19 protein-coding genes are annotated in these 18,901 nt (G+C 55.2%); 12 read left to right on the forward strand and 7 right to left on the reverse strand.

All coding sequences use genetic code 11. From position 1 onward, the window contains the following. Positions 1–37 precede the first annotated feature (37 nt). From aprB to qmoC, 5 genes are all read left to right on the forward strand, one after another. Positions 38–460 (forward strand): adenylyl-sulfate reductase subunit beta, encoded by a 423-nt coding sequence (gene aprB / locus AYT24_RS04010; RefSeq protein ID WP_010932545.1) that lies wholly within the window; start codon positions 38–40, stop codon positions 458–460. 30 nt (positions 461–490) lie between these two features. After that, positions 491–2,467: an adenylyl-sulfate reductase subunit alpha gene (gene aprA / locus AYT24_RS04015; RefSeq protein WP_010932546.1), complete on the forward strand. Its 1,977-nt coding sequence runs from the start codon at positions 491–493 to the stop codon at positions 2,465–2,467. A 141-nt stretch (positions 2,468–2,608) separates the two neighbouring features. Further along, positions 2,609–3,850 (forward strand): CoB--CoM heterodisulfide reductase iron-sulfur subunit A family protein, encoded by a 1,242-nt coding sequence (locus AYT24_RS04020; RefSeq protein ID WP_010932547.1) that lies wholly within the window; start codon positions 2,609–2,611, stop codon positions 3,848–3,850. A gap of 3 nt (positions 3,851–3,853) precedes the next feature. Continuing rightward, positions 3,854–6,106 carry an FAD-dependent oxidoreductase gene (locus AYT24_RS04025; RefSeq protein ID WP_010932548.1) on the forward strand — a complete coding sequence of 751 codons (2,253 nt, stop codon included), beginning with the start codon at positions 3,854–3,856 and terminating at the stop codon, positions 6,104–6,106. A gap of 107 nt (positions 6,107–6,213) precedes the next feature. Further along, the gene (gene qmoC, locus AYT24_RS04030; protein WP_010932549.1) at positions 6,214–7,389 is read left to right on the forward strand and encodes a quinone-interacting membrane-bound oxidoreductase complex subunit QmoC; all 1,176 of its coding nucleotides are present in this window, start codon (positions 6,214–6,216) and stop codon (positions 7,387–7,389) included. Positions 7,390–7,490: 101 nt separating this feature from the next. Here qmoC and AYT24_RS04035 read toward each other — a convergent pair whose 3' ends face one another. Then, positions 7,491–7,775 (reverse strand): hypothetical protein, encoded by a 285-nt coding sequence (locus tag AYT24_RS04035; protein WP_164926944.1) that lies wholly within the window; start codon positions 7,773–7,775, stop codon positions 7,491–7,493. A 200-nt stretch (positions 7,776–7,975) separates the two neighbouring features. Here AYT24_RS04035 and AYT24_RS04040 point away from each other — a divergent pair, with 200 nt between their 5' ends. Further along, entirely contained in the window at positions 7,976–8,746 is a 771-nt protein-coding gene (locus tag AYT24_RS04040; protein ID WP_010932553.1) for a YkgJ family cysteine cluster protein, read from the forward strand. A 202-nt stretch (positions 8,747–8,948) separates the two neighbouring features. On the opposite strand, the gene AYT24_RS10465 is transcribed toward AYT24_RS04040, so the two are convergent. The 3 genes from AYT24_RS10465 to AYT24_RS04050 are packed head-to-tail and all read right to left on the reverse strand — an operon-like array spanning position 8,949 to position 10,054. Continuing rightward, positions 8,949–9,317, reverse strand: coding sequence for a hypothetical protein (locus tag AYT24_RS10465; protein WP_226986863.1), 369 nt, complete (start codon positions 9,315–9,317; stop codon positions 8,949–8,951). Further along, complete coding sequence (locus AYT24_RS10470; protein ID WP_226986864.1) at positions 9,242–9,526, reverse strand: hypothetical protein; 285 nt, start codon at positions 9,524–9,526, stop codon at positions 9,242–9,244. The genes AYT24_RS10465 and AYT24_RS10470 overlap by 76 nt, the downstream gene beginning before the upstream one ends. A gap of 54 nt (positions 9,527–9,580) precedes the next feature. Next, entirely contained in the window at positions 9,581–10,054 is a 474-nt protein-coding gene (locus AYT24_RS04050) for a hypothetical protein (protein ID WP_164926945.1), read from the reverse strand. 755 nt (positions 10,055–10,809) lie between these two features. On the opposite strand from AYT24_RS04050, the gene AYT24_RS04055 reads away from it, so the two are divergent. The 3 genes from AYT24_RS04055 to AYT24_RS10745 all read left to right on the forward strand — a co-directional run bounded on the left by AYT24_RS04055 (position 10,810) and on the right by AYT24_RS10745 (position 13,057). Continuing rightward, positions 10,810–12,087: an NAD(P)/FAD-dependent oxidoreductase gene (locus tag AYT24_RS04055; protein ID WP_010932556.1), complete on the forward strand. Its 1,278-nt coding sequence runs from the start codon at positions 10,810–10,812 to the stop codon at positions 12,085–12,087. Positions 12,088–12,142: 55 nt separating this feature from the next. Beyond that, entirely contained in the window at positions 12,143–12,451 is a 309-nt protein-coding gene (locus tag AYT24_RS04060; protein WP_164926946.1) for a hypothetical protein, read from the forward strand. A gap of 180 nt (positions 12,452–12,631) precedes the next feature. Then, positions 12,632–13,057 carry a transposase gene (locus AYT24_RS10745; protein WP_407637587.1) on the forward strand — a complete coding sequence of 142 codons (426 nt, stop codon included), beginning with the start codon at positions 12,632–12,634 and terminating at the stop codon, positions 13,055–13,057. Positions 13,058–13,358: 301 nt separating this feature from the next. On the opposite strand, the gene trmH is transcribed toward AYT24_RS10745, so the two are convergent. Then, positions 13,359–14,009 (reverse strand): tRNA (guanosine(18)-2'-O)-methyltransferase TrmH, encoded by a 651-nt coding sequence (gene trmH, locus AYT24_RS04070; RefSeq protein WP_164926947.1) that lies wholly within the window; start codon positions 14,007–14,009, stop codon positions 13,359–13,361. 266 nt (positions 14,010–14,275) lie between these two features. Between trmH and AYT24_RS04075 the strand changes: the two genes are divergently transcribed. The 3 genes from AYT24_RS04075 (at position 14,276) to AYT24_RS10675 (ending at position 16,544) form a co-directional block, all read left to right on the forward strand. Continuing rightward, positions 14,276–15,349 (forward strand): metallophosphoesterase family protein, encoded by a 1,074-nt coding sequence (locus AYT24_RS04075; RefSeq protein ID WP_164926948.1) that lies wholly within the window; start codon positions 14,276–14,278, stop codon positions 15,347–15,349. Positions 15,350–15,483: 134 nt separating this feature from the next. After that, positions 15,484–16,386: a metallophosphoesterase gene (locus AYT24_RS04080; RefSeq protein ID WP_319792427.1), complete on the forward strand. Its 903-nt coding sequence runs from the start codon at positions 15,484–15,486 to the stop codon at positions 16,384–16,386. Continuing rightward, the gene (locus AYT24_RS10675; protein WP_319792428.1) at positions 16,383–16,544 is read left to right on the forward strand and encodes a hypothetical protein; all 162 of its coding nucleotides are present in this window, start codon (positions 16,383–16,385) and stop codon (positions 16,542–16,544) included. The genes AYT24_RS04080 and AYT24_RS10675 overlap by 4 nt, the downstream gene beginning before the upstream one ends. Before the next feature lie 38 nt (positions 16,545–16,582). Here AYT24_RS10675 and AYT24_RS04085 read toward each other — a convergent pair whose 3' ends face one another. Together AYT24_RS04085 and AYT24_RS04090 are read right to left on the reverse strand one after the other, a co-directional pair. Beyond that, positions 16,583–17,326, reverse strand: a complete 744-nt coding sequence (locus AYT24_RS04085) for a ParA family protein (RefSeq protein WP_010932563.1) — start codon at positions 17,324–17,326, stop codon at positions 16,583–16,585. 2 nt (positions 17,327–17,328) lie between these two features. After that, positions 17,329–18,897, reverse strand: a complete 1,569-nt coding sequence (locus AYT24_RS04090; RefSeq protein WP_010932564.1) for a CHAD domain-containing protein — start codon at positions 18,895–18,897, stop codon at positions 17,329–17,331. Positions 18,898–18,901: the final 4 nt, after the last annotated feature.

Raw genomic sequence — 18,901 nt, forward strand, 5'->3', positions numbered from 1 at the left:
CACAGCCTGCAAATTTTCGGTTAAAGGAGGACAAATTATGCCAAGTTTCGTCATTAAAGAAAAATGTGACGGCTGCAAAGGGCAGGAGAGGACAGCATGCATGTACATCTGTCCGAACGACCTGATGAAGTTGGATGTCGAGAGGATGAAGGCCTGGAACCAGGAGCCCGACCAGTGCTGGGAGTGCTACAACTGTGTGAAGATCTGCCCGCAGCAGGCAATCGAGGTCAGGGGATATGCCGATTTCGTTCCGCTGGGCGGCAACGTTATTCCGCTGCGTGGTACCGACGCCATCATGTGGACCATCAAGTTCAGGAACGGTATTCTGAAGCGCTACAAGTTCCCGATCAGGACCACCTCCGAAGGTTCCATCGATCCTTACTCGGGCAAGCCAGAGCCGGATTACGCGAACCTCAAGAAGCCTGGCTTCTTCAACATGACAGAATATCCGACCCTCTAAACAAACAAATTACTCAAGGAGGCATTATCCATGGGAGTTGAAAAAAACGAATTCAAGTTTAGCCAGAAGCCCGAAGTTGTTTATGTGGATACGGATATTCTGCTGATCGGCGGTGGCATGGCTTGTTGCGGCGCGGCTTATGAAGCGGCCAAATGGGCTACCCCGAAAGGTCTGAGAATCACGATGGTTGACAAGGCTGCCGTTGACAGAAGCGGTGCGGTCGCCATGGGTCTTTCCGCCATCAACACCTACTGCGGCGAGAACGATCCGGCCGATTACGTAAAATATGTGAGAGCCGACCTCATGGGCATCATTCGTGAGGATCTGGTCTATGATCTGGGTCGTCACGTTGACAACTCGGTTCATCTTTTTGAAGAGTGGGGTCTTCCAATCTGGAAGCGCGACGAAGATGGTTCGACCATGGATGGCGCGAAACCGGCTCCGAAACTCACCGAAGGCGGCAAACCGGTCCGTTCCGGCCGCTGGCAGATCATGATCAATGGCGAATCCTACAAGGTGATCGTCGCCGAGGCCGCCAAGAAAGCCCTCGAATACAACCGCAAGGAGACCGGCGTCGAGCAGAACCTCTACGAGCGCGTCTTTATCAGCGAACTCATCCACGACAAGAACAATCCGAGCAAGGTCGCTGGCGCTATCGGCTTCAGCGTTCGCGAGCACAAAGCCTATGTGTTCACCGCCAAAACCATGCTGCTCGCCTGCGGCGGCGCTGTGAACGTCTACCGTCCGCGCTCGACCGCTGAAGGTCAGGGCCGTGCATGGTACCCGGTCTGGAACGCAGGCACCACCTACGCACTCGCCGCACAGGCCGGTTGCGAACTGGTGCTCATGGAGAACCGTTTCGTGCCCGCCCGCTTCAAGGACGGCTACGGCCCGGTCGGCGCATGGTTCCTGTTCTTCAAGTGCAAGGCAACCAACTCGCTCGGCGAGGACTACTGCGCCACCAACCTTGCGGCGGCCAACAAGGATTTCGGCAAGTACGCCGAAGATCCGCACAAGCTGACCACCGCCATGAGGAACCATATGATGATGATCGACATGAAGGCCGGCAAAGGCCCGATCCTCATGAGGACTCACGAAGCGATGGCCGCGCTTGCCGAGACCATGACCCCCAAGCAGATCAAGCATCTCGAAGCTGAGGCATGGGAAGACTTCCTCGACATGTGCATCGGTCAGGCTGTTGTCTGGGCCGGTAACAACATCGAGCCGGAGAAGACTCCTTCCGAGCTGATGCCAACCGAACCGTACCTGCTCGGCTCGCACGCCGGTTGCGCCGGTATCTGGGTCAGTGGCCCTGGCGACATCGCAGGTGTCCCGGCAGAGTGGAGCTGGGGCTACAACAGGATGACCACCGTAGATGGTTTGTTCACCGCAGGTGACGGCGTCGGCGCATCGGGTCACAAGTTCTCTTCCGGTTCACACGCTGAAGGCCGTATCGCCGGCAAGAGCATGACCGCATACTGCCTCGACCACGCCGACTACAAGCCGGAACTTGGCCGCGATGTTGACGAAGTGATCGCCGAGATCTATGCTCCGATGGAGACCTTCGCCAAGTATAAGGATTACAGCACCGATCCGTCGGTCAACCCGAACTACATCAGGCCGAAGATGTTCCAGGCCAGGCTCCAGAAGATCATGGACGAGTACGTGGCCGGTGTCTCTACCTGGTACACCACCAGCAAGACCATGCTCGAAAAGGGTCTTGAGCACCTGTCGCTCCTCAAGGAGGACGCCGAGAAGATGGCTGCCGCAGATCTGCACGAGCTGATGCGCGCCTGGGAGAACTACCATCGTCTGATGGCCGGTGAAGCCCACGCACGTCACATCCTCTTCCGCGAGGACAGCCGCTACCCCGGTTACTACTTCAGGGCTGACCACTTCTACGTCGATGACGAGAACTGGAAGTGCTTCACCATCTCGAAGTACGACAGGGACAGCAAGGAGTGGACGCTCTCCAAGAGGGACTACGTCCAGGTCGTTCCGGACTGATCCGCTTATCGTTCAGGCATATCCCCGAGGACAAACCTCGGGGATTGCTTTATTGGCACCCGGATTTTGTAAGTTGAATACTGCTTTGTGTCCTGTTTTCAGGAGTGTTGATTTTTGAGAGTTTATCCGCAGAGGAAAATCATGTCAGTTGAAACCATTTTAGTTGTCGGTGGCGGTATCAGCGGAATAACCACGGCGGTCGAGGCTGCCGAGGTCGGTTACAACACTGTGCTTGTCGAGAAGAAACCCTACCTTGGTGGCAGGGCCGCGCAGCTCAACAAGTATTTCCCGAAACTGTGCCCCCCGTATTGCGGCCTGGAGATGAACTTCAGACGCATCAAGCCCAATCCGAAAATCACCGTCTACACCATGACTGAAGTCGAGTCGGTGAGCGGTCAGGAAGGAAATTACAGCGTCAGGCTCAAGGTCAGCCCGCGCTTCGTGAATGAAAAGTGCACGGCCTGCAACGCCTGCGCCGAGGCATGCCCTGTGGAGAGGCCAAACGAATTCAATTTCGGGATGGATAAGACAAAAGCGGCCTATCTCCCGCATGTGCTGTCCTATCCCATGAGATATGTTATAGACAGAGACGCTTGCAAGGATAACTCCTGCGACAAGTGCGTCAAGGCGTGCAAATACAACGCCATCGATCTCAATATGAAACCGCAGACCATCGAGATGAAGGTCGGCAGCATCGTCTATGCCACAGGCTGGAATCCCTACGATGCGACCCGGATGGACAATCTCGGTTTCGGACGAGTCAAAAATGTCATCACCAACATGATGATGGAGCGTCTCGCTGCGCCGAACGGCCCGACGGGCGGAAAACTCCTGAGGCCTTCGGATAACAAGGAGGTCAAGAAAGTGGTCTTCGTGCAGTGTGCCGGATCGAGGGACGAGAATCACCTCAATTACTGCTCGTCGATCTGCTGCATGGCCTCGCTTAAGCAGGCTACCTATGTTCGGGAACGCATTCCGGATTCACAGGTTGTCGTGGCCTACATCGATCTGCGCGCGCCCGGCAAGTATGAGGAGTTCCTCAACAAGGTCGAGGCTGACGCGAACGTGAAGCTGGTCAAGGGCAAAGTCGCCAAGATCGAGGAAGACAAAGCCACCGGCGGTGTCATTCTCGAATTTGAGGATGTCGAGGGCGGCGGCAAAAGGCATGAACATGCCGACATGGCCGTGCTCGCCACTGGTATGGAGCCGTGCGTCAAGGCGAACTCAATGCTGAGTTTCGAGGAGAACGGCTTCATCAATGGTGGCTCTGCCGCCGGAATCTACTCGACCGGTGTCGCCAAGAGGCCGTCCGATGTGACCACCGCCATCCAGGATGCGACCGGCATGGCATTGAAAAGCATTCAAAGTCTCGTGAGGAGTTAAACTATGGCTGATGACAAAAAAATAGGCGTATACCTCTGTACCGACTGCGGAATCGGGGAGGCGTTGAATGTGGATGAACTTGAAGCGGTAGCCAAAAAGGAGTTCAAGGTTCCCGTCTGCAAACAGCATCCCAACCTGTGCAGCAACGAAGGCGTGCAGATCATCAAGGATGACCTTAACAACGGAGAGGTCAACAAGATCGTCATTGCCGCCTGTTCGCAGAGGGTGAACAACGATGTATTCAATTTCGACCCGCTCACCTATGTGACTGAACGGGTTAACCTGCGCGAACAGGTGGTCTGGACGGCTCCGAAAGGGGATGACGCTAAAGAGGGGACCCAGTTGATGGCTGCCGACTACCTGAGGATGGGCATTACCAGGGTTCAGAAATCTGAAGTTCCGATACCGAAGATCGCCGACGTGAACCGCACCGTACTGGTTGTGGGCGGTGGTGTGACCGGTTTGACTGCGGCGCTTGAAGCTTCCCAGACCGGCTACAAGGTGGTGCTTGTCGAAAAAGCCCAGGAGCTTGGCGGCTGGGCGAAGAAGATGCACCGCGTGTTCCCGACCAAGCCGCCGTTCGCCGAAATCGAACAGCCGGCTATCGGTAACAAGATCGAGGCGGTCAAAAAAGATGGTAACATCACCGTGCATACCGGCACGACCATCGCCTCCATCGAGGGTGGTCCCGGTGAGTACACGGTGACGATCGACAGGAACGGCACAACGGAAACATTCCCAGCGGGAGCTATCGTGCTGGCCGCCGGGTGGAAGCCCTACGATGCGAGCAAACTCGGTCATCTCGGCTACGGCAAACACCGCAATGTGGTGACCAATCTCGAATTCGAGCAGAACGTTGCCAAAACCGGGGGCAAGGTGACGCGCCCTTCGGACGGCAAACCGGCCAAGAACGTCGTTTTCCTTCAGTGCGCCGGTCAGCGAGACAAGGATCACGTGCCTTACTGTTCGACCGTTTGCTGCAACGTTTCGCTCAAGCAGGCCAAATATGTGCGTGAATCGGATCCCGATGCCGGTGCATTCATTGTCTACAAGGACATGCGAACTACCGGCCTGTACGAGAATTTCTACAAGAGCGCGCAGGACGACGAAGGTATCTTTCTCACCAAGGGCGAGATTCTTGGCCTCAGTGAAGAGTCCGATGGCAGCCTTGTCATCGAGATCGATAACCAGCTGCTCGGCAGGAAGATGAAAGTCAAGGCCGACCTGCTTGTGCTTGCCACCGGTATGGTGTCGAACATGGTGCCCGACGGAATGTCAGTCAATAACCTGACGCCCGAGTATATTGGCAAGATGGTGCAGAGAGAGACCTCGGACGGCGTGATCGAAGCGCTTGAACCGGAGAGCCTCATCCTGAACCTCAAGTATCGTCAGGGGCCGGAAATGCCGCATCACAAATGGGGCTTTCCCGATTCCCACTTCATCTGCTTCCCATATGAAACGCGCAGAACCGGCATCTACTCCGCTGGTGCGGTGCGTCATCCTATGGATGCTGTGCAGGCCTCGGCCGACGCCACCGGTGCGGCGCTCAAGGCGATCCAGTGCATGGAGCTGACGGCGCAGGGGCGCGCGGTGCATCCGAGAACCTGGGACAGAACCTATCCGGAAATCCGCTTCGAGAGCTGCACGCAGTGCCGCCGCTGCACGGTCGAATGTCCGTTTGGCGCGTACAACGAAAAGGCTGACGGCACGCCGCTCGAATTCCCGTCACGGTGCCGCCGTTGCGGAGTCTGCATGGGAGCCTGTCCGCAGCGAGTCATCTCGTTCAGGGATTACAGCGTCGATATGATTTCCGCCATGATCAAGTCGATCGAGGTGCCTGACGAGGGAACCTTCGTGATTGGTTTTGTCTGCGAGAATGACGCCTATCCGGCCTTCGACATGGTGGGGCTGAACAGAATCGGCATGAATACCAATTTCCGGTTTATTCCGCTGCGCTGTCTGGGTGGCCTGAACCTGGCGTGGATCGCCGATGCGCTCTCTCGCGGCGTGGACGGCATTCTGCTGCTCGGCTGCAAATATGGCGACGACTACCAGTGTCACTACGTCAAGGGCAGCCAGATGGCCAACGAACGCCTCGGCAAGGTTCAGGAGACGCTCGACAGGCTCATGCTCGAAGCCGAGCGCGTCGAGCAGGTGCAGCTCGCCATCAACGAATGGGACAAGCTGCCGGGTATCCTTGAGGAGTTCTCGAAGAAGATCAAAGATATAGGTGACAATCCGTACAAGGGATTCTAAATCAACCACCGCGGTCAGCAGGGCAACGCCGCTTTCTTGAGCGATCAGGGAGTTTGCCGTTCTCCTGCTGTCCGGGTTTATACCGCTGTTAATTCTGGAGGTTTTCTATGGCTCAAGAAACTGTATTCACTCCGGACGTCAAGTTCGTCAGGGAGCTGCAAAAGGCCGGTGCCGATACATTGAAAAAGTGCTATCAATGCGCGACCTGCTCCGTGGTGTGCCCGCTGGCTCCTGACGACAAACCCTTTCCACGAAAAGAGATGCTCATGGCGCAATGGGGCCTGAAGGACGAGCTGCTCAAAAGCTCCGATATCTGGCTCTGCCACAACTGCAACGACTGCTCGAAATACTGCCCGCGCGGCGCCAAGCCGGGGGACGTGCTCTCGATTCTGAGGAAAGCCGTCATTCAGGAAAACGCCTTTCCGAAGTTCATGGGCAAGATCGTCGGCGACCCGAACAACATCTGGCAGGCGCTGCTCATTCCGGTTGTGCTGTTCCTGGTCATTCTCGGCGTGACGGGTCACCTGCATATTCCCGAAGGCCCGGTGGTCTTCTCGAAGTTTGTGCCGGTTCCGGTCATCGATGGTGTCTTCGTACCGCTTTCCTTGCTGGCCGTCGGCATGTTCGCCATCAGCATGTCGCGTTTCTGGAAGAACATGGCCGAAGCCTCCGGTATGCAGCCGAAGGCGGAGTTCATGCCGAGCCTCGTCGAGACGCTCAAGGAGATCATGACGCACTCGAAGTTCCGTAAATGCGACGAGAACAAGGATCGTTCGGTCTCACATGTGCTGGTGTTCTACGGCTTTATCGGTCTGGGGATCACCACTGCCTGGGCAGTCTTCAACCTCTACATCCTGCACTGGGAGCTGCCCTACGCGATTGACGAACATGCGCTCTCGATCTTTGGCGGTTCGGCGGTTGTGGCCTGGGCCTACAAAATCATCTTCAAGCTCTTTGCCAACGCCAGCGCCATCATGTTGCTTGCGGGCGGAACGCTGGTCATCATGAACCGCCTCAAGGAGCGCAGCGTCGAAACCACCACCTCTTCGTTCGACTGGCTCTTCGCCGCTATCGTGCTGCTGGTGGGTTTGACGGGCTTCCTCGCCCAGGTGATGCGCGTCACCGGTTTCCCGCCGGTTCTGGCCTACAGCACCTACTTCATTCACCTCGTGCTGGTGTTCTATATCATCGTCTATCTGCCATACTCGAAGCTCGCGCACTTCGTTTACCGCACGGCGGCGATCACCTACACGAAGATGCTGAAGCGGGACGTCGAGATGTGATGAATATCGTGGCGGTTTTTCCGCGCCAAGGAGATTGAAACGAGAAGGGGCCGCCATGTCAAACAGGCGGCCCCGTTTGTTTGAAGGCTTTGGCTGGCGGGCTACTCTTCGACGATCTGGCCCTTTAGACCGTCGGGGCTGAAAACGCACATGGCGTCAAACATCCCGTTATCGGGGTAGCACATGCAGCGGTAGGAGGCGATCTTGTTGTAGTTGTTCTTCAGATTGGCCCAGCCGTTCACGTAGAGCTTGCACTCGTCGTTGAAGCAGACGTACATGTAGGGCGTGCACCAGCCAAGACCATCGCCATAGTTGATCGGCGGCGGTTCGCATTTTTTCATTTTCGCACCGCAATGGGGGCACTCGGGAGCTTCCGTTATCTTCATGGTATTTCTGATTGAATCGAAATTTGGGTAAGTTCATCGACCCTGGCGGGACTTTCCAAAGGAGCTGGAACGTTGTTTCTTTTCCGGGAATGCAATCATGATAACTCATCCAGAGAGTTTCTGCAACAGCATATGACTAACATTCCGCCGTTTTTTCCGGTTCCCGGACAGGAAAAGCGGCAGACCAAACCACCAAAATAATGGAGAACATTCTCGACAAACTCGGCATAGAACTCAACGAACAGACTCGCCTCACCAATGACAGCAAATTCACCTTCAACTGTCACAGCGGCCTGTCATGCTTCAACACCTGTTGCAGCAACCTCGACATTGTGCTCACCCCCTACGATATTCTGCGGATGAAAAATCGCCTCGGCCTCACCTCGGTGGAGTTCATCTCGGAGTATACCGAACCGGTGATCCAGAAGGAGTCGAAGCTGCCCTTTCTGAAGCTCAAGCTTGGCGACGAGGGCAAGTGCCGTTTCGTCGCTGCTGAAGGCTGCACGGTCTATGGCGACCGCCCGGCGGCATGCCGCTACTACCCGCTCGGCTTCGGCATCTACAAGAACGAAGAGGCCGGAGACGACTTCTATTTTCTCATCAGGGAAGATCACTGCAAGGGATTTGAAGAGGAGCGCGAATGGACAGTCGGCGAGTGGCGCAAGAATCAGGGCGTTGACGAATATGACGACAAGAATCGCGTCTGGATGGAGGTGATCCTCAACAAAAAACTCTACAGCCCGGAACTCGAACCCGACGAGAAGAGCCTCAAGATGTTCTTCATGGCCAGCTACGACCTTGACGCTTTCAGGGATTTTGTTTTTGAGAGCCGCTTTCTCGACGTGTTCGACATCGAAGAAGAGCGTCTTGAGATGATTAAAAACGACGAGGCCGAGTTGATGCTTTTCGCGCATCAGTGGCTCCTCTTCGCGCTCTTCAAAAAGCCGACGATGAACCTCAAGCAGGTTTGAGTATCCTGCAACAGAAGTGTCGGTGTAAAAAAAGAGGCAGCCTTAGTTCATTGTATGCTCAACTGTTCGGATGAACTAAGAGGAAAACGGTTTTTTTCATCGAAATCTCTTGTTGCCGTTTGGAAGCACGGTAGTGCCGGGTGACAGATGTTTGAGCACTCAGGTCACCCGCATTTTTCGTTTCTCCGGTTTCAGCGCGGGGTCAGATGTATTCCGTGACGGTGCCGGCTCCCTGATACTCGAGCATAGCTTCGAGTTTGTTCCATGCCGCACCGGACTCAAGGGCCTCCCGCGCCATCTCCGCGCCTTCGCGATAGCTCGTGGCCCTGTCCGCGATATAGAGCGCCGCGGCGGCGTTCATGCAGAAGAATTCCGCTGCCGCGCCGCCGCGCTTGCCTTGCAAGACTTCCGTGATCACGGCGGCGTTCTCTCCGGCGCTCTTCATGCTGGCGATTGCTTCGAACGGCACGGTTTTCAGACCGAAATCCTTCGGCCTCACCTCGTAGTTCGAGATGGCTCCGTCGCGCAGTTCGACCACCTTTGTCGGGCCGCAAAGCGAGAACTCGTCCATGCCGAGCGACGGGTCGAACCCTTCCGCCAGCCCGACTTCAGGAACGCCTCGCCGGGCAGGTAGCAGATACCCGTGTTCTGAAGGCTCAGCGCAGCGCGTTCGAGCGGATGGTCGAGGTCGATGCCGAGCGACTCGAAGATATCCGATGCGCCCGAAGCGATGGCCGAAATCAGTTTGCCGAAAGCGCGAAGTTCGTGTTCGTTTGACATTGGGTTGGTGGGTTGGTTAGAAAGAAAGAATAGGACGTATAGGTCTCATAGAACTTATACGTCCTGTAGGATGAAGAGGCTTAACGTGTTACTGAACTCGCTGACTTGACGGAAGCCTGTTCCGGCGAGTACTGTTGCCATGACCGAAGGCGCTTCTTTGAGGCTTATCGTGCGTTCGAGGAGGAAGCCGAGGTCTTCTCCGCCGCTTGGCCCCCATGCCGTTTTTTCCGGCGCATGGCACTGCTCCCAGTGTTCGCCAAGATTCATCAGGTTGATTTCCAGTATTCCAATGTTGCCATCTGATGCTGAAAGAATCATTGCCGGGCCAGCATCACCCAGCGTCAAACCGCCCATTTTCACATCAAGCTCATCAAGTGAATTGATCTGGCGGTTGGCGACATAACTGCCGATTTCGCCGCTGCAGCTTAGCACATTCTTCACTGCGCCGGTGATAATTATGCTGTTGGCCACGTTCATCGCCTGCAGAAAGCTGTTGCAGGCGTTGGTGACATCGAACGAATTGAGCATATCCAACCCAAGTTTCTGCTGGACAATGTTGGCCGTCGCCGGTTCGAGAGCATGTCCATATCGGTGCTCGAAAAAATCAGCGTGTCGATGTCTGCCAGCGTGAGGTCACAGCGATCCAGTGCTTTAAGGGCTGTGGCAACGGCGAGGTCGGAGGGGAAGGTGCCCGGCTAGGAATAGGCGCGCGTTTTGCACTTGGTTGTCCGGTATTCGGTAGATCAGGGTCGGAAGCATCTTTTTGATCTCAGGCGGAGCGTCGATCATATCGGCCAGTGTTTTGTTATCGACCCGGTTCTCAGGGATTTCCGAAGCTATCGAAACAATTCTGAAGGCCGGTTTTTGATAACGCTGTATGTTCTTGAAAATAGGTGTGAGACTGCAAGGCGGGTGACTGCATTACGACGAGGGACTAATGAGGTGTTGCCGAAAAAAACATCATCGAAAATATCGATTTTTTTCCCGGAAAACGATCAAATCATAGCAGGGTTTACGTTGAAAAGTTTATTCAACGGCTCTTTTTGAGGTGCGCAGTAATTGTGTCCTGAAATTCTGATAACTCATCGAAACTATAGCGTCTTAACTTGTCGTTTGGTTGGAAAAGGGGGAAAGTTACTATTACGTTACGTTAGAGTGCCAAAGCTTAAAATTTCCTAAGCTCTGTAATCACTAAGTATATTGCATAGCATGGGTGTTCTTTTTTTACTGCATGAAAGGTTTCTGATAATTTTTGTAAAAAACTAATCGGGAGGATTGTTAGTATGAAAACAAAACCGCATGTCTTGATTCTTGGCGGCAACTTTGCCGGATTGCAGGTTGCCCGCCACATCCGCGATCATGTGAAGCCCGAAGACGCCTCGGTCACCGTGGTCGATAAACGGTCGTACCTGCTCTTTATTCCCAACATCCTGATGGAAATCCTCGAAAACAAAAATCCGGACAGCAGCATGCAGCTCCCGCTGGCTCCGGTGCTTGACAAGGACGAAACCCGCTTCATCCAGGCCGAGGTGCTCGACATCGACGTCGAGAGCAAAAAAGTGACCATCCAGCCGACCGAACGGCCTGGCACGACAACCGATGTGCTTACCTACGACTACCTGGTCATCGCCCTTGGCAACCGGCTCGCGTTTGACAAGATCGACGGCTTCGCCGAGCATGGCCACACCGTATCGGACGGTTTTTACGGCAACAAGCTCCGCCACTACCTGCACGAGGGCGGCTACAAGGGAGGCCCGATCGCGATCGGCTCGGCTCGATTCCATCAGGGAACGAAAGGCAAGCTCGACTTTGTGCCGATGGCCAAAGCCGCTTGCGAGGGACCGCCGGTCGAAATAGCGCTGTCGCTTGCTTCGTGGATGAAGCATCATGAAATGGGCGGGCCGGAGAAGGTGACGATCTTCACCCCCGCCGATCTGATCGCCGAAGACGCGGGCAAGAACATTGTGAAGCAATTGCTTGAAATCGCGGGCGGCATGGGGTTCGGTTACAAGAACAAGCTCGAAGACATCAAGCAGATCGGCAAGGATGGCATCGAGTTCGCCAACGGCGAGTCCATCGAGGCCGAGCTGAAGATCATCCTCCCGGACTGGGTGCCGCACGAATTTCTGAAAGGGCTGCCGATCTGTGATGAAAAGGGGTTCGTCATTACCAACAAGCAGCTAAAAAATCCAGATTATCCCGAGGTCTACGCCGCCGGTGACGCCGCGGCCTGCACGGTGCCGAAGCTCGGCTCCATCGGGCACCACCAGTCCTACATCGTCGCGCGGCAACTGGCCCGCGATCTCGGCGCGCTCTCGGACGAGGAGGCCGACAGCGAACTGTATAGCCCGGAGGTGATCTGTTACGGCGACATGGGTGACGGCAAGGCCTTTTACATCCACTCGAACGTCTGGTATGGCGGCGACATCGAAATTCTGAAGATGGGTAAGCTCTACTACGACCTGAAGGTTGCCTTCAAAACCTCCTACTTCGCCATGGGCGGTAAGGTGCCGTACTGGCAGTGGAAGATGGGCTCCTGGATGGGCGACAAGATTTTGTGATCGCGCGTCCGCATCCGGCGACTTTTCAAAGCGCGCGTCCGCAGCCAGCATCGGTTTGCGGAAGCGCACTAAAAAACCTGCCCAGAACGATCAGCGTCAAAAGCACCGGCAGGTAGGCAAGGGTCGCTCTGAAAACCCGGCGGTATCCCTGTCGGAGCGCGAGAAAAACAGCTGCACGCTGACCATGAGCGGAATGATTCCGAAAAGTAACGAACCGATGCCGAAGCGTAAACCTGACAAGCCGAAAAGGTATGGAAGAAAAGAGGCGAGCACAAGGAGTAGCGTAGAAGCGAGAATGTGTTTGAATATCCTGTTCCCCCTTGAATCGATTGCCGAGAGTATTTTGAATCCACCGGCGCGGTAATCGTTACGATACATCCAGGCGACGGCGTAAAAATGGGGGTCTGTAAGATACCGTGTCTAAACGGTCATAGTGTCCTCTCATGTAACAAGGAGCAAAACTATGACCAGAAAGAAAGAAGACCCCGGACATTCAGGGCGAGCTGGACGAGCAGCTCGGCTATCCAAAGCATCTCTACCCATCGTGCCCAACACCAGCAACAGCCGCAACGGACACGGCAGCAAAACCATTATCGTTGATAACGATCAGTTCACCATCCGCTCTCCGCGCGACCGCAACGGCAGCTTCGAGCCGCAACTGATCCCCAAACGCCAGACGCGCTTCAAGGGATTCGATGAAAAAATCCTGGCCATGGACGCCCGCGGCATGAGCGTCCGCGACATGCAGGCCATGTTACTGGAACTCTACCAGGTCGAAGTCTCCGAAGCGCTCATCAGCAGCGTGACCGACGCGATCAAGCTGATCTATCTTGCCATGCAGAATATTGCCAAAAAATGGACGATGCCGCTACGCAACCGGGGTGCGGTCATCAATCAGTTTTCCATTACATTCGAGGGAAGGGTACCCCTGGTGCCCCCTATGAAAACGACCGTTGACACACTTGGCTGAACAGGCTCTCGGCGGATTTTCGTAGAGCGCTTTCAGGCTGGCTTCGTCGCGACGGAAGCCGGGCTGGTTCTTGAGCGTTTTCTCCTTCCTGACATTGATGAGGGAAAAAATCACCGAATCCTTCGACATGCCGCTGGCCGATGTATCGAAACCGTCGGATGGATTGCCCAGTTGCGCAATGTCCGTATTTTTTTTTCTATGTAACGTTATAGGTTTTTGAGGGGCTTTGTTTGTGTGTTTTATGTATATGGTCAGGTTTTTGAAAAAATATTTCAGCGAAATACCACGGGGGGCATTTGCCTCACTCCGTGAATGCGCCGTTTTCGTTGAGTTTCGGGTATGGTTTACCTTGATCGCGGAGCACGGCGGCAAGGCGTGGATAGGTGTACTCAAAGAGCAGACGCTCGATGTCGGAGTCGCTGAAGTGGCGTGTGTCGTACAATCCGGCGGCCTGCCGCTGGCGTTGTGCTTCGAAAAGAATGAGCGCGGCGGCGACCGAGACGTTCAGCGACTCGACCATGCCCATCATCGGGATGTAGATGAAGTTGTCGGCGAGGCCGAGCGCCTCCTGCGATGGCCCTTTCAGCTCTTCGCCCATGACGATGGCTGTTGGGCGGGTGTAGTCTATAGAGCGGAAATTGACCGCCTCCGGGCAGTAGTGGGCTACGAGAATCTGCATTCCCGACTGCCGGAGCTTCTCGCCGACCGGTACAAACGATTCGTTGAGGTGTACCTTGAGCCAGCGGCTTGCGCCCGCTGCTGTGTGCTGCTTGGTCTTGATCGAGGAGCGGTAGGAGATAGCGTGCACCTGGTGAATGCCGACTGCGTCGCAGCTTCGGATGATGGCGGCCAGGTTGTGCGGCTTGTTGACGTTGTCCATGACCAGTGTCAGGTCGGTTTGCCGCTTCTCGAGCAGCTCACGGATTTTCCGGAATCGTTCAGGTGAGACCAATGCAATGAGGTTTGTTTGACGAAGCCGTGCTTGAGGCATTCTGAAAAGAAAGTCATTTTTCGTTAAATCTTCAACCAGGCATCCATGAATGGCAGATCCTTTGCAAAACGAGGTAAATGCAATTCTTAAAAGTATATTCGGTTTTTGGAGAAGAGGTTGTGGGTTGTCACGTGCGGATCGAGAACCTTTCAGTGGCCTGCTCTGTTGTATCGGCAGGCGGCACTCATCCGTCTGAAAAATGTGTCTGTAACCATGAGTTTTCATCAGTGAGTCTGCATCAGAAGAAACATCCCCATCTTGAAAAACTGCTTGAAACGTCAAGGCCCATAAAGCTTGACAGTTCGTCCAAAGTGCTGATTCTGAGCGATCTGCACATGGGTAACGGCGGGCGGCGTGACGAGTTCCGGCGAAATTCGGAGCTTGTTCGTTCGATGCTTCAGGACTATTACCTGCCGGGTGGGTACAGCCTTGTGCTGAACGGCGATATTGAGGAGCTCTTCAAGTTTTCGGTCGAAGATATAACCAAGGTATGGGGCCATATCTACGATCTGTTTCTGCAATTCGAGAAGAACGGGTTTTTCTGGAAGACCTACGGCAACCACGACTCCGATCTTTTCGAGGAGCGGAATTACCCGCTTTCGAAACATCTGCTCGAATCGATCAGGTTTCAGTACGGGGATGAGGTGATGCTGCTCTTTCACGGTCACCAGGCCTCTATTCTGCTCTGGGAGACCTACCCGCTCGTCAGCCGTGCGGTTGTTCTGTTCCTGCGATACGTGGCTAAGCCCATCGGCATTCGCAACTTTTCGACAGCCTACAACAGCCGTCGCAGGTTTGCCATCGAAAAATCGATCTACGAATTTTCGAACCAGGCCAAAATCGTCTCGATCATCGGTCACACCCATCGCCCGCTGTTTGAGTCGCTCTCGAAGGTCGATCATCTCAAATACAAGATCGAGGAACTTTGCCGCCAGTACCCTTCAGCCCTGCCGGAGGAGCGCCTGGCCATCCAGGAGCGGATCGGCGAGCTGAAGGCGATGCTCGATGCCTGTTTCACGGAGGGCAAGAAGATCGGTCTGCGGAGCGGACGTTACAACAACATCGCCATTCCAAGCGTCTTCAACTCGGGTTGCGCCATCGGCAAGCGGGGCGTCACTGCGCTCGAAATCGACGGCGACCGCATCCGGCTGGTTTACTGGTTCAAGGAAAAGCAGGGGCGTCGCTTCGTTAGCGACCGCAACAGCGAACCGGAACAGCTTGGTGATACCGGTTTTTACCGCATCGTGCTGAACGAGGACCATCTGGATTATGTGTTCTCGCGGATCAGGCTGCTGGCTTGAAAAAAGAACCCGGTCCGATAAGGCGGATGGAGTCTGTTCGGATGAAGAGAGTTTGCTGGAATTTTGCAACGTGCCGATGTGAAAAGGCTTACCTTTGCTGAAGCAAACCGGTCTTTTCATCCAGCTGGCGGTACATGACGCGCTATTCCAATCTTGAACGGCTTCTGCATACCTCGGAAACGATCGGGATTGATCGCGCCTCGCGGGTGGTGGTGTTCAGCGATCTGCATCTTGGGGATGGCGGGCGCAACGATGAATTCCGGCACAACGCCCAGCTGTTCGAAACGGTGCTGCGCCAGCGGTACCTTGCTGGTGGATTCAGCCTTGTGCTGAACGGCGATATCGAGGAGTTGTTCAAATTCGATCTCAATGCCATCGCCGCTGCATGGGACGGGCTGTATGAGCTGCTGCTTGCTTTCAATCGCAACGGCTTCTTCCGGAAGTTGTTCGGCAACCACGATCACGGTCTGCTCGATCACCACGACTACAAGCTCGCTTCCGCCCTGACTGAATCGCTGGCGTTGCGCTACGAAGGCCAAATACTCCTTCTCTTTCACGGTCATCAGGCATCGCCGTTTCTGAACGAACCCTGCTCGGTTTTTAGCCGCGCGCTCTTCTACATTCTGCGCTACCTGGCCCGCCCATTCGGCGTTCGCAACTATTCGGTCTCCTACAGCAGCCGCAAGCGCTACGCCATCGAGCGTTCGGTTTACGAATTCTCGAACCGCTTCAAGCTCATTTCGATCATCGGCCACACGCATCGTCCACTTTTTGAATCGATGTCCAAGCTTGATTACCTGAACTACCGCCTCGAAGAGCTGTGCCGCAGCTATGCTCCGGCTGATGCTGCGCGGCAACAGGCAATCGAGATCGAAATTGCTGAGGTCAGGTCTGAGCTTGAATCGTGCTACCGGAATGGCTTCCGCAAAAGCCTGCGCAGGGGCGCTACGACACCATCGCCATTCCGAGTATCTTTAATTCAGGCTGTTGCATCGGGAAACGCGGCATTACCGCCATTGAGATCGAAGACGGCATGATCCGTCTCGTTTACTGGACGCGCGATGTCCAGAAATATCGCTACTCCGGTGAGCGCCTGCACACCGTTGAGGAGCTTGGCAATAGCGGCATCTACCGCGCCGTGTTGAATGAGGATTACCTCGATTACGTGTTTTCGAGGATCAGACTTCTGGCGTAAGAAAGAAGAGGTTTGACAGGATGAAGCGCTGAACATTTTCAACGATCAATGCTCATTCTCACCTCTTCCCACAGCTTGTTGTAAGCTTGCGCGGCATTGCTTTTGGGGTGGGTGGCGTTGAGGGGGGCGCGGGTGAGGCCCATTTTTTCCACGTCGGAGCTGTAGGGGATCGTTTGGCGGAGCATCGCCGGATTGGCGCTGAACTCTTCGACGATTTCGCGGTGCATCGTTTTCCGCTTCTCCTCCATCGAAAAGAAACCGAAGATTTTCGAGCTGTCGAGGCCGTTTTGGGTGAAGAATTCAACGAGCTGGTTGAAAGTGCGGACGGAGAGGGTCGTCGGAATCACCGGCACCAGAATCATATCCGAGGCGCGAAAGACGCTTTCCGAGAGCAGCGTGAGGTTTGGCGGGCAGTCGAAGAATACGTAGCGGTACTCCTCTTCGAGCCCTTCGAGGTTTTTCGAGAGCAGCTTCTTCGGTTTTTTCGATTCCGAAAGCTCGATGTCGAGGTTTCGGTAAGAGAGGTCTGAGGGGAGCAGATCGAGGTTGTCGAAGTCGGTCGCCTTGATGTTCTTCAGGATTTTGCTATTGCCTCTCAGGAATTTTTCGCTGTTGTACTTGCGCGAGGCCTTGATCCGGAAGTAGAACGAGCTGGCACCCTGGGGGTCGAGGTCGCAGATCAGCACCGGGGTCGTTGGCGATGCGGCAAGGAACGAGAGGTTGACGGCGGCGGCTGTTTTGCCCACGCCGCCCTTGATGCTGTAAAGGGCGATGGTTTTCATGTTCAGGCAAGTCCGGTCAACAGTTCATCGAACAGTTCCCCGGTTTCGTTGCTGTCGAATCCGGAGAAGATTTCGTGGAAATGTTCCCTGACTTTTTCCCTCTTACGGTAGAGCGTCGTAAGCAAACCGCCGATCGCTGCCGCTTCGCTGATGCCGCCCCTGTCCGCCGGAATGGTTTCGAGGCGGCTTTGCAGGAACTCCATCTGCACCGTGAGGTCAACGAAGGTGCCGAGGTTGTCCTGCAACGTCTTCATCTGCCGGAGCACCTGTGCGGTGGCTTTCGGAGGGAAGAGCGACGCGAAGAATTCAAGCAGGTAACGGAGCTTTTTGCAGTCGATGCGCAGCTCGTGAAGTTCGGCATCACTCGTTTCACTGCCAGTACGCCGTCCATGCACGAGGACCTTTTTCAGCGCTTTCCTGATCGTCTTCGCTGCCACATCGCCCGTTGGTTCTGCGGCGAGTGGCGCGGTTTCCGGATCGGGAAGTTCTCCCTCCGCGATGAACTCCTTCAGCGAGGTCATAAAACCGGAATATTCCCTGCCTGTAAGGTAGCGACAGAATTGTCTGTGATGCAAACGTTTATCTGCTTCGAGATCGCTGAAAAAGGGATCGAGTGCCGGTCTCAATGATGGTGGCAGAAGGCTGGTATACTCTTCGCGCCGCAACAGATAGACATCGCTGTCTCGCAGGTCGTTGGTGCGTTTGCCGAGTTCGCGCAGGCCGGCAAGCATCCATGCGGTTTTTTCGGGATCGAACACGCCGTTGAGCAGCCGGAGGATCGAGCGGCTTCTGCGGATGGCGACGCGAAAATCGTGCAGGAACTCGGAGTCGATGTCCTTGCGGATTCCCTCTTCATTCGCCTCCATGATTGAAGTTGTGAACTGCAGGAGCCGCCGGACATTTTCGTGGATGGATGCGTGGGCATCGAGTTGCAGGCGAAGCTTCGAGGAGTAGCCTCTGCCGAGCGGTTCGGCGGCCTCCATGATGGTCATGAAGCGCTCCTTGAAGCTGACGATCCGGTAGGCATCAACCGACTCCGGCAGTGCCATCAGCATCGGCGACAGCTCCTTGTGGTAGCCTTTGAGCGGCGTGATCGAAAAGTGTTGCGGAAAGACCGTTTTGCTGGTTTTGTCCACTGGATGGAGTGACTCGTGATCGAGCGTCGCGACGGTTTTGTTGTCCCGGTTCAGAATCCGCCATGACGAGATGAAGCGGTCAACGGCGCAGCGGTTGATGAAGGCGCGGAGCGTGCTGCACTGCAAGAGACGTTTGCGCACCTTTCCCTCCGGAAGGTCGGTAGCGAAGAAGCTTGGTGGTGTCTGGGCGAGGGGAGTCTCGGCTTCCACCGCACCGCTCTCGAGATCGATGATCGACAGGGTTCCTTTTCTGTGCATCACCGCCAGGCCGTTGCGGAACGCCTCCTCCTCGAAGGTGTCGTAGAAGACAAGCCGCTCCCGGCGCGAGGAATGCTTGCCAAGGCTCCACCCTTCAGGCAGGTTCTGTCCGACCGACTGAACCAGCGGCATTTGGCCGTTGATTCGGAAAAAAAGAGACCCCTGGGTGTCGCTCATAGGC

The sequence above is a fragment of the Chlorobaculum tepidum TLS genome, from assembly GCF_000006985.1.
Lineage (GTDB): Bacteria > Bacteroidota > Chlorobiia > Chlorobiales > Chlorobiaceae > Chlorobaculum > Chlorobaculum tepidum.

What these genes read in the sequence shown, in the direction of transcription:
- AYT24_RS04055 (WP_010932556.1), top strand. Translation starts at nt 10,810, where the DNA reads ATGAAAACAAAACCGCATGTCTTGATTCTTGGCGGCAACTTTGCCGGA.
- AYT24_RS04090 (WP_010932564.1), bottom strand. Translation starts at nt 18,897, where the DNA reads ATGAGCGACACCCAGGGGTCTCTTTTTTTCCGAATCAACGGCCAAATG.
- AYT24_RS04025 (WP_010932548.1), top strand. Translation starts at nt 3,854, where the DNA reads ATGGCTGATGACAAAAAAATAGGCGTATACCTCTGTACCGACTGCGGA.
- AYT24_RS04080 (WP_319792427.1), top strand. Translation starts at nt 15,484, where the DNA reads ATGACGCGCTATTCCAATCTTGAACGGCTTCTGCATACCTCGGAAACG.
- AYT24_RS10465 (WP_226986863.1), bottom strand. Translation starts at nt 9,317, where the DNA reads ATGGACGAGTTCTCGCTTTGCGGCCCGACAAAGGTGGTCGAACTGCGC.
- AYT24_RS04085 (WP_010932563.1), bottom strand. Translation starts at nt 17,326, where the DNA reads ATGAAAACCATCGCCCTTTACAGCATCAAGGGCGGCGTGGGCAAAACA.
- AYT24_RS04050 (WP_164926945.1), bottom strand. Translation starts at nt 10,054, where the DNA reads ATGCTCAATTCGTTCGATGTCACCAACGCCTGCAACAGCTTTCTGCAG.
- AYT24_RS04040 (WP_010932553.1), top strand. Translation starts at nt 7,976, where the DNA reads ATGGAGAACATTCTCGACAAACTCGGCATAGAACTCAACGAACAGACT.
- AYT24_RS10675 (WP_319792428.1), top strand. Translation starts at nt 16,383, where the DNA reads ATGATCCGTCTCGTTTACTGGACGCGCGATGTCCAGAAATATCGCTAC.
- AYT24_RS04020 (WP_010932547.1), top strand. Translation starts at nt 2,609, where the DNA reads ATGTCAGTTGAAACCATTTTAGTTGTCGGTGGCGGTATCAGCGGAATA.
- AYT24_RS04035 (WP_164926944.1), bottom strand. Translation starts at nt 7,775, where the DNA reads ATGAAGATAACGGAAGCTCCCGAGTGCCCCCATTGCGGTGCGAAAATG.
- AYT24_RS10470 (WP_226986864.1), bottom strand. Translation starts at nt 9,526, where the DNA reads ATGTCAAACGAACACGAACTTCGCGCTTTCGGCAAACTGATTTCGGCC.
- aprA (WP_010932546.1), top strand. Translation starts at nt 491, where the DNA reads ATGGGAGTTGAAAAAAACGAATTCAAGTTTAGCCAGAAGCCCGAAGTT.
- qmoC (WP_010932549.1), top strand. Translation starts at nt 6,214, where the DNA reads ATGGCTCAAGAAACTGTATTCACTCCGGACGTCAAGTTCGTCAGGGAG.
- aprB (WP_010932545.1), top strand. Translation starts at nt 38, where the DNA reads ATGCCAAGTTTCGTCATTAAAGAAAAATGTGACGGCTGCAAAGGGCAG.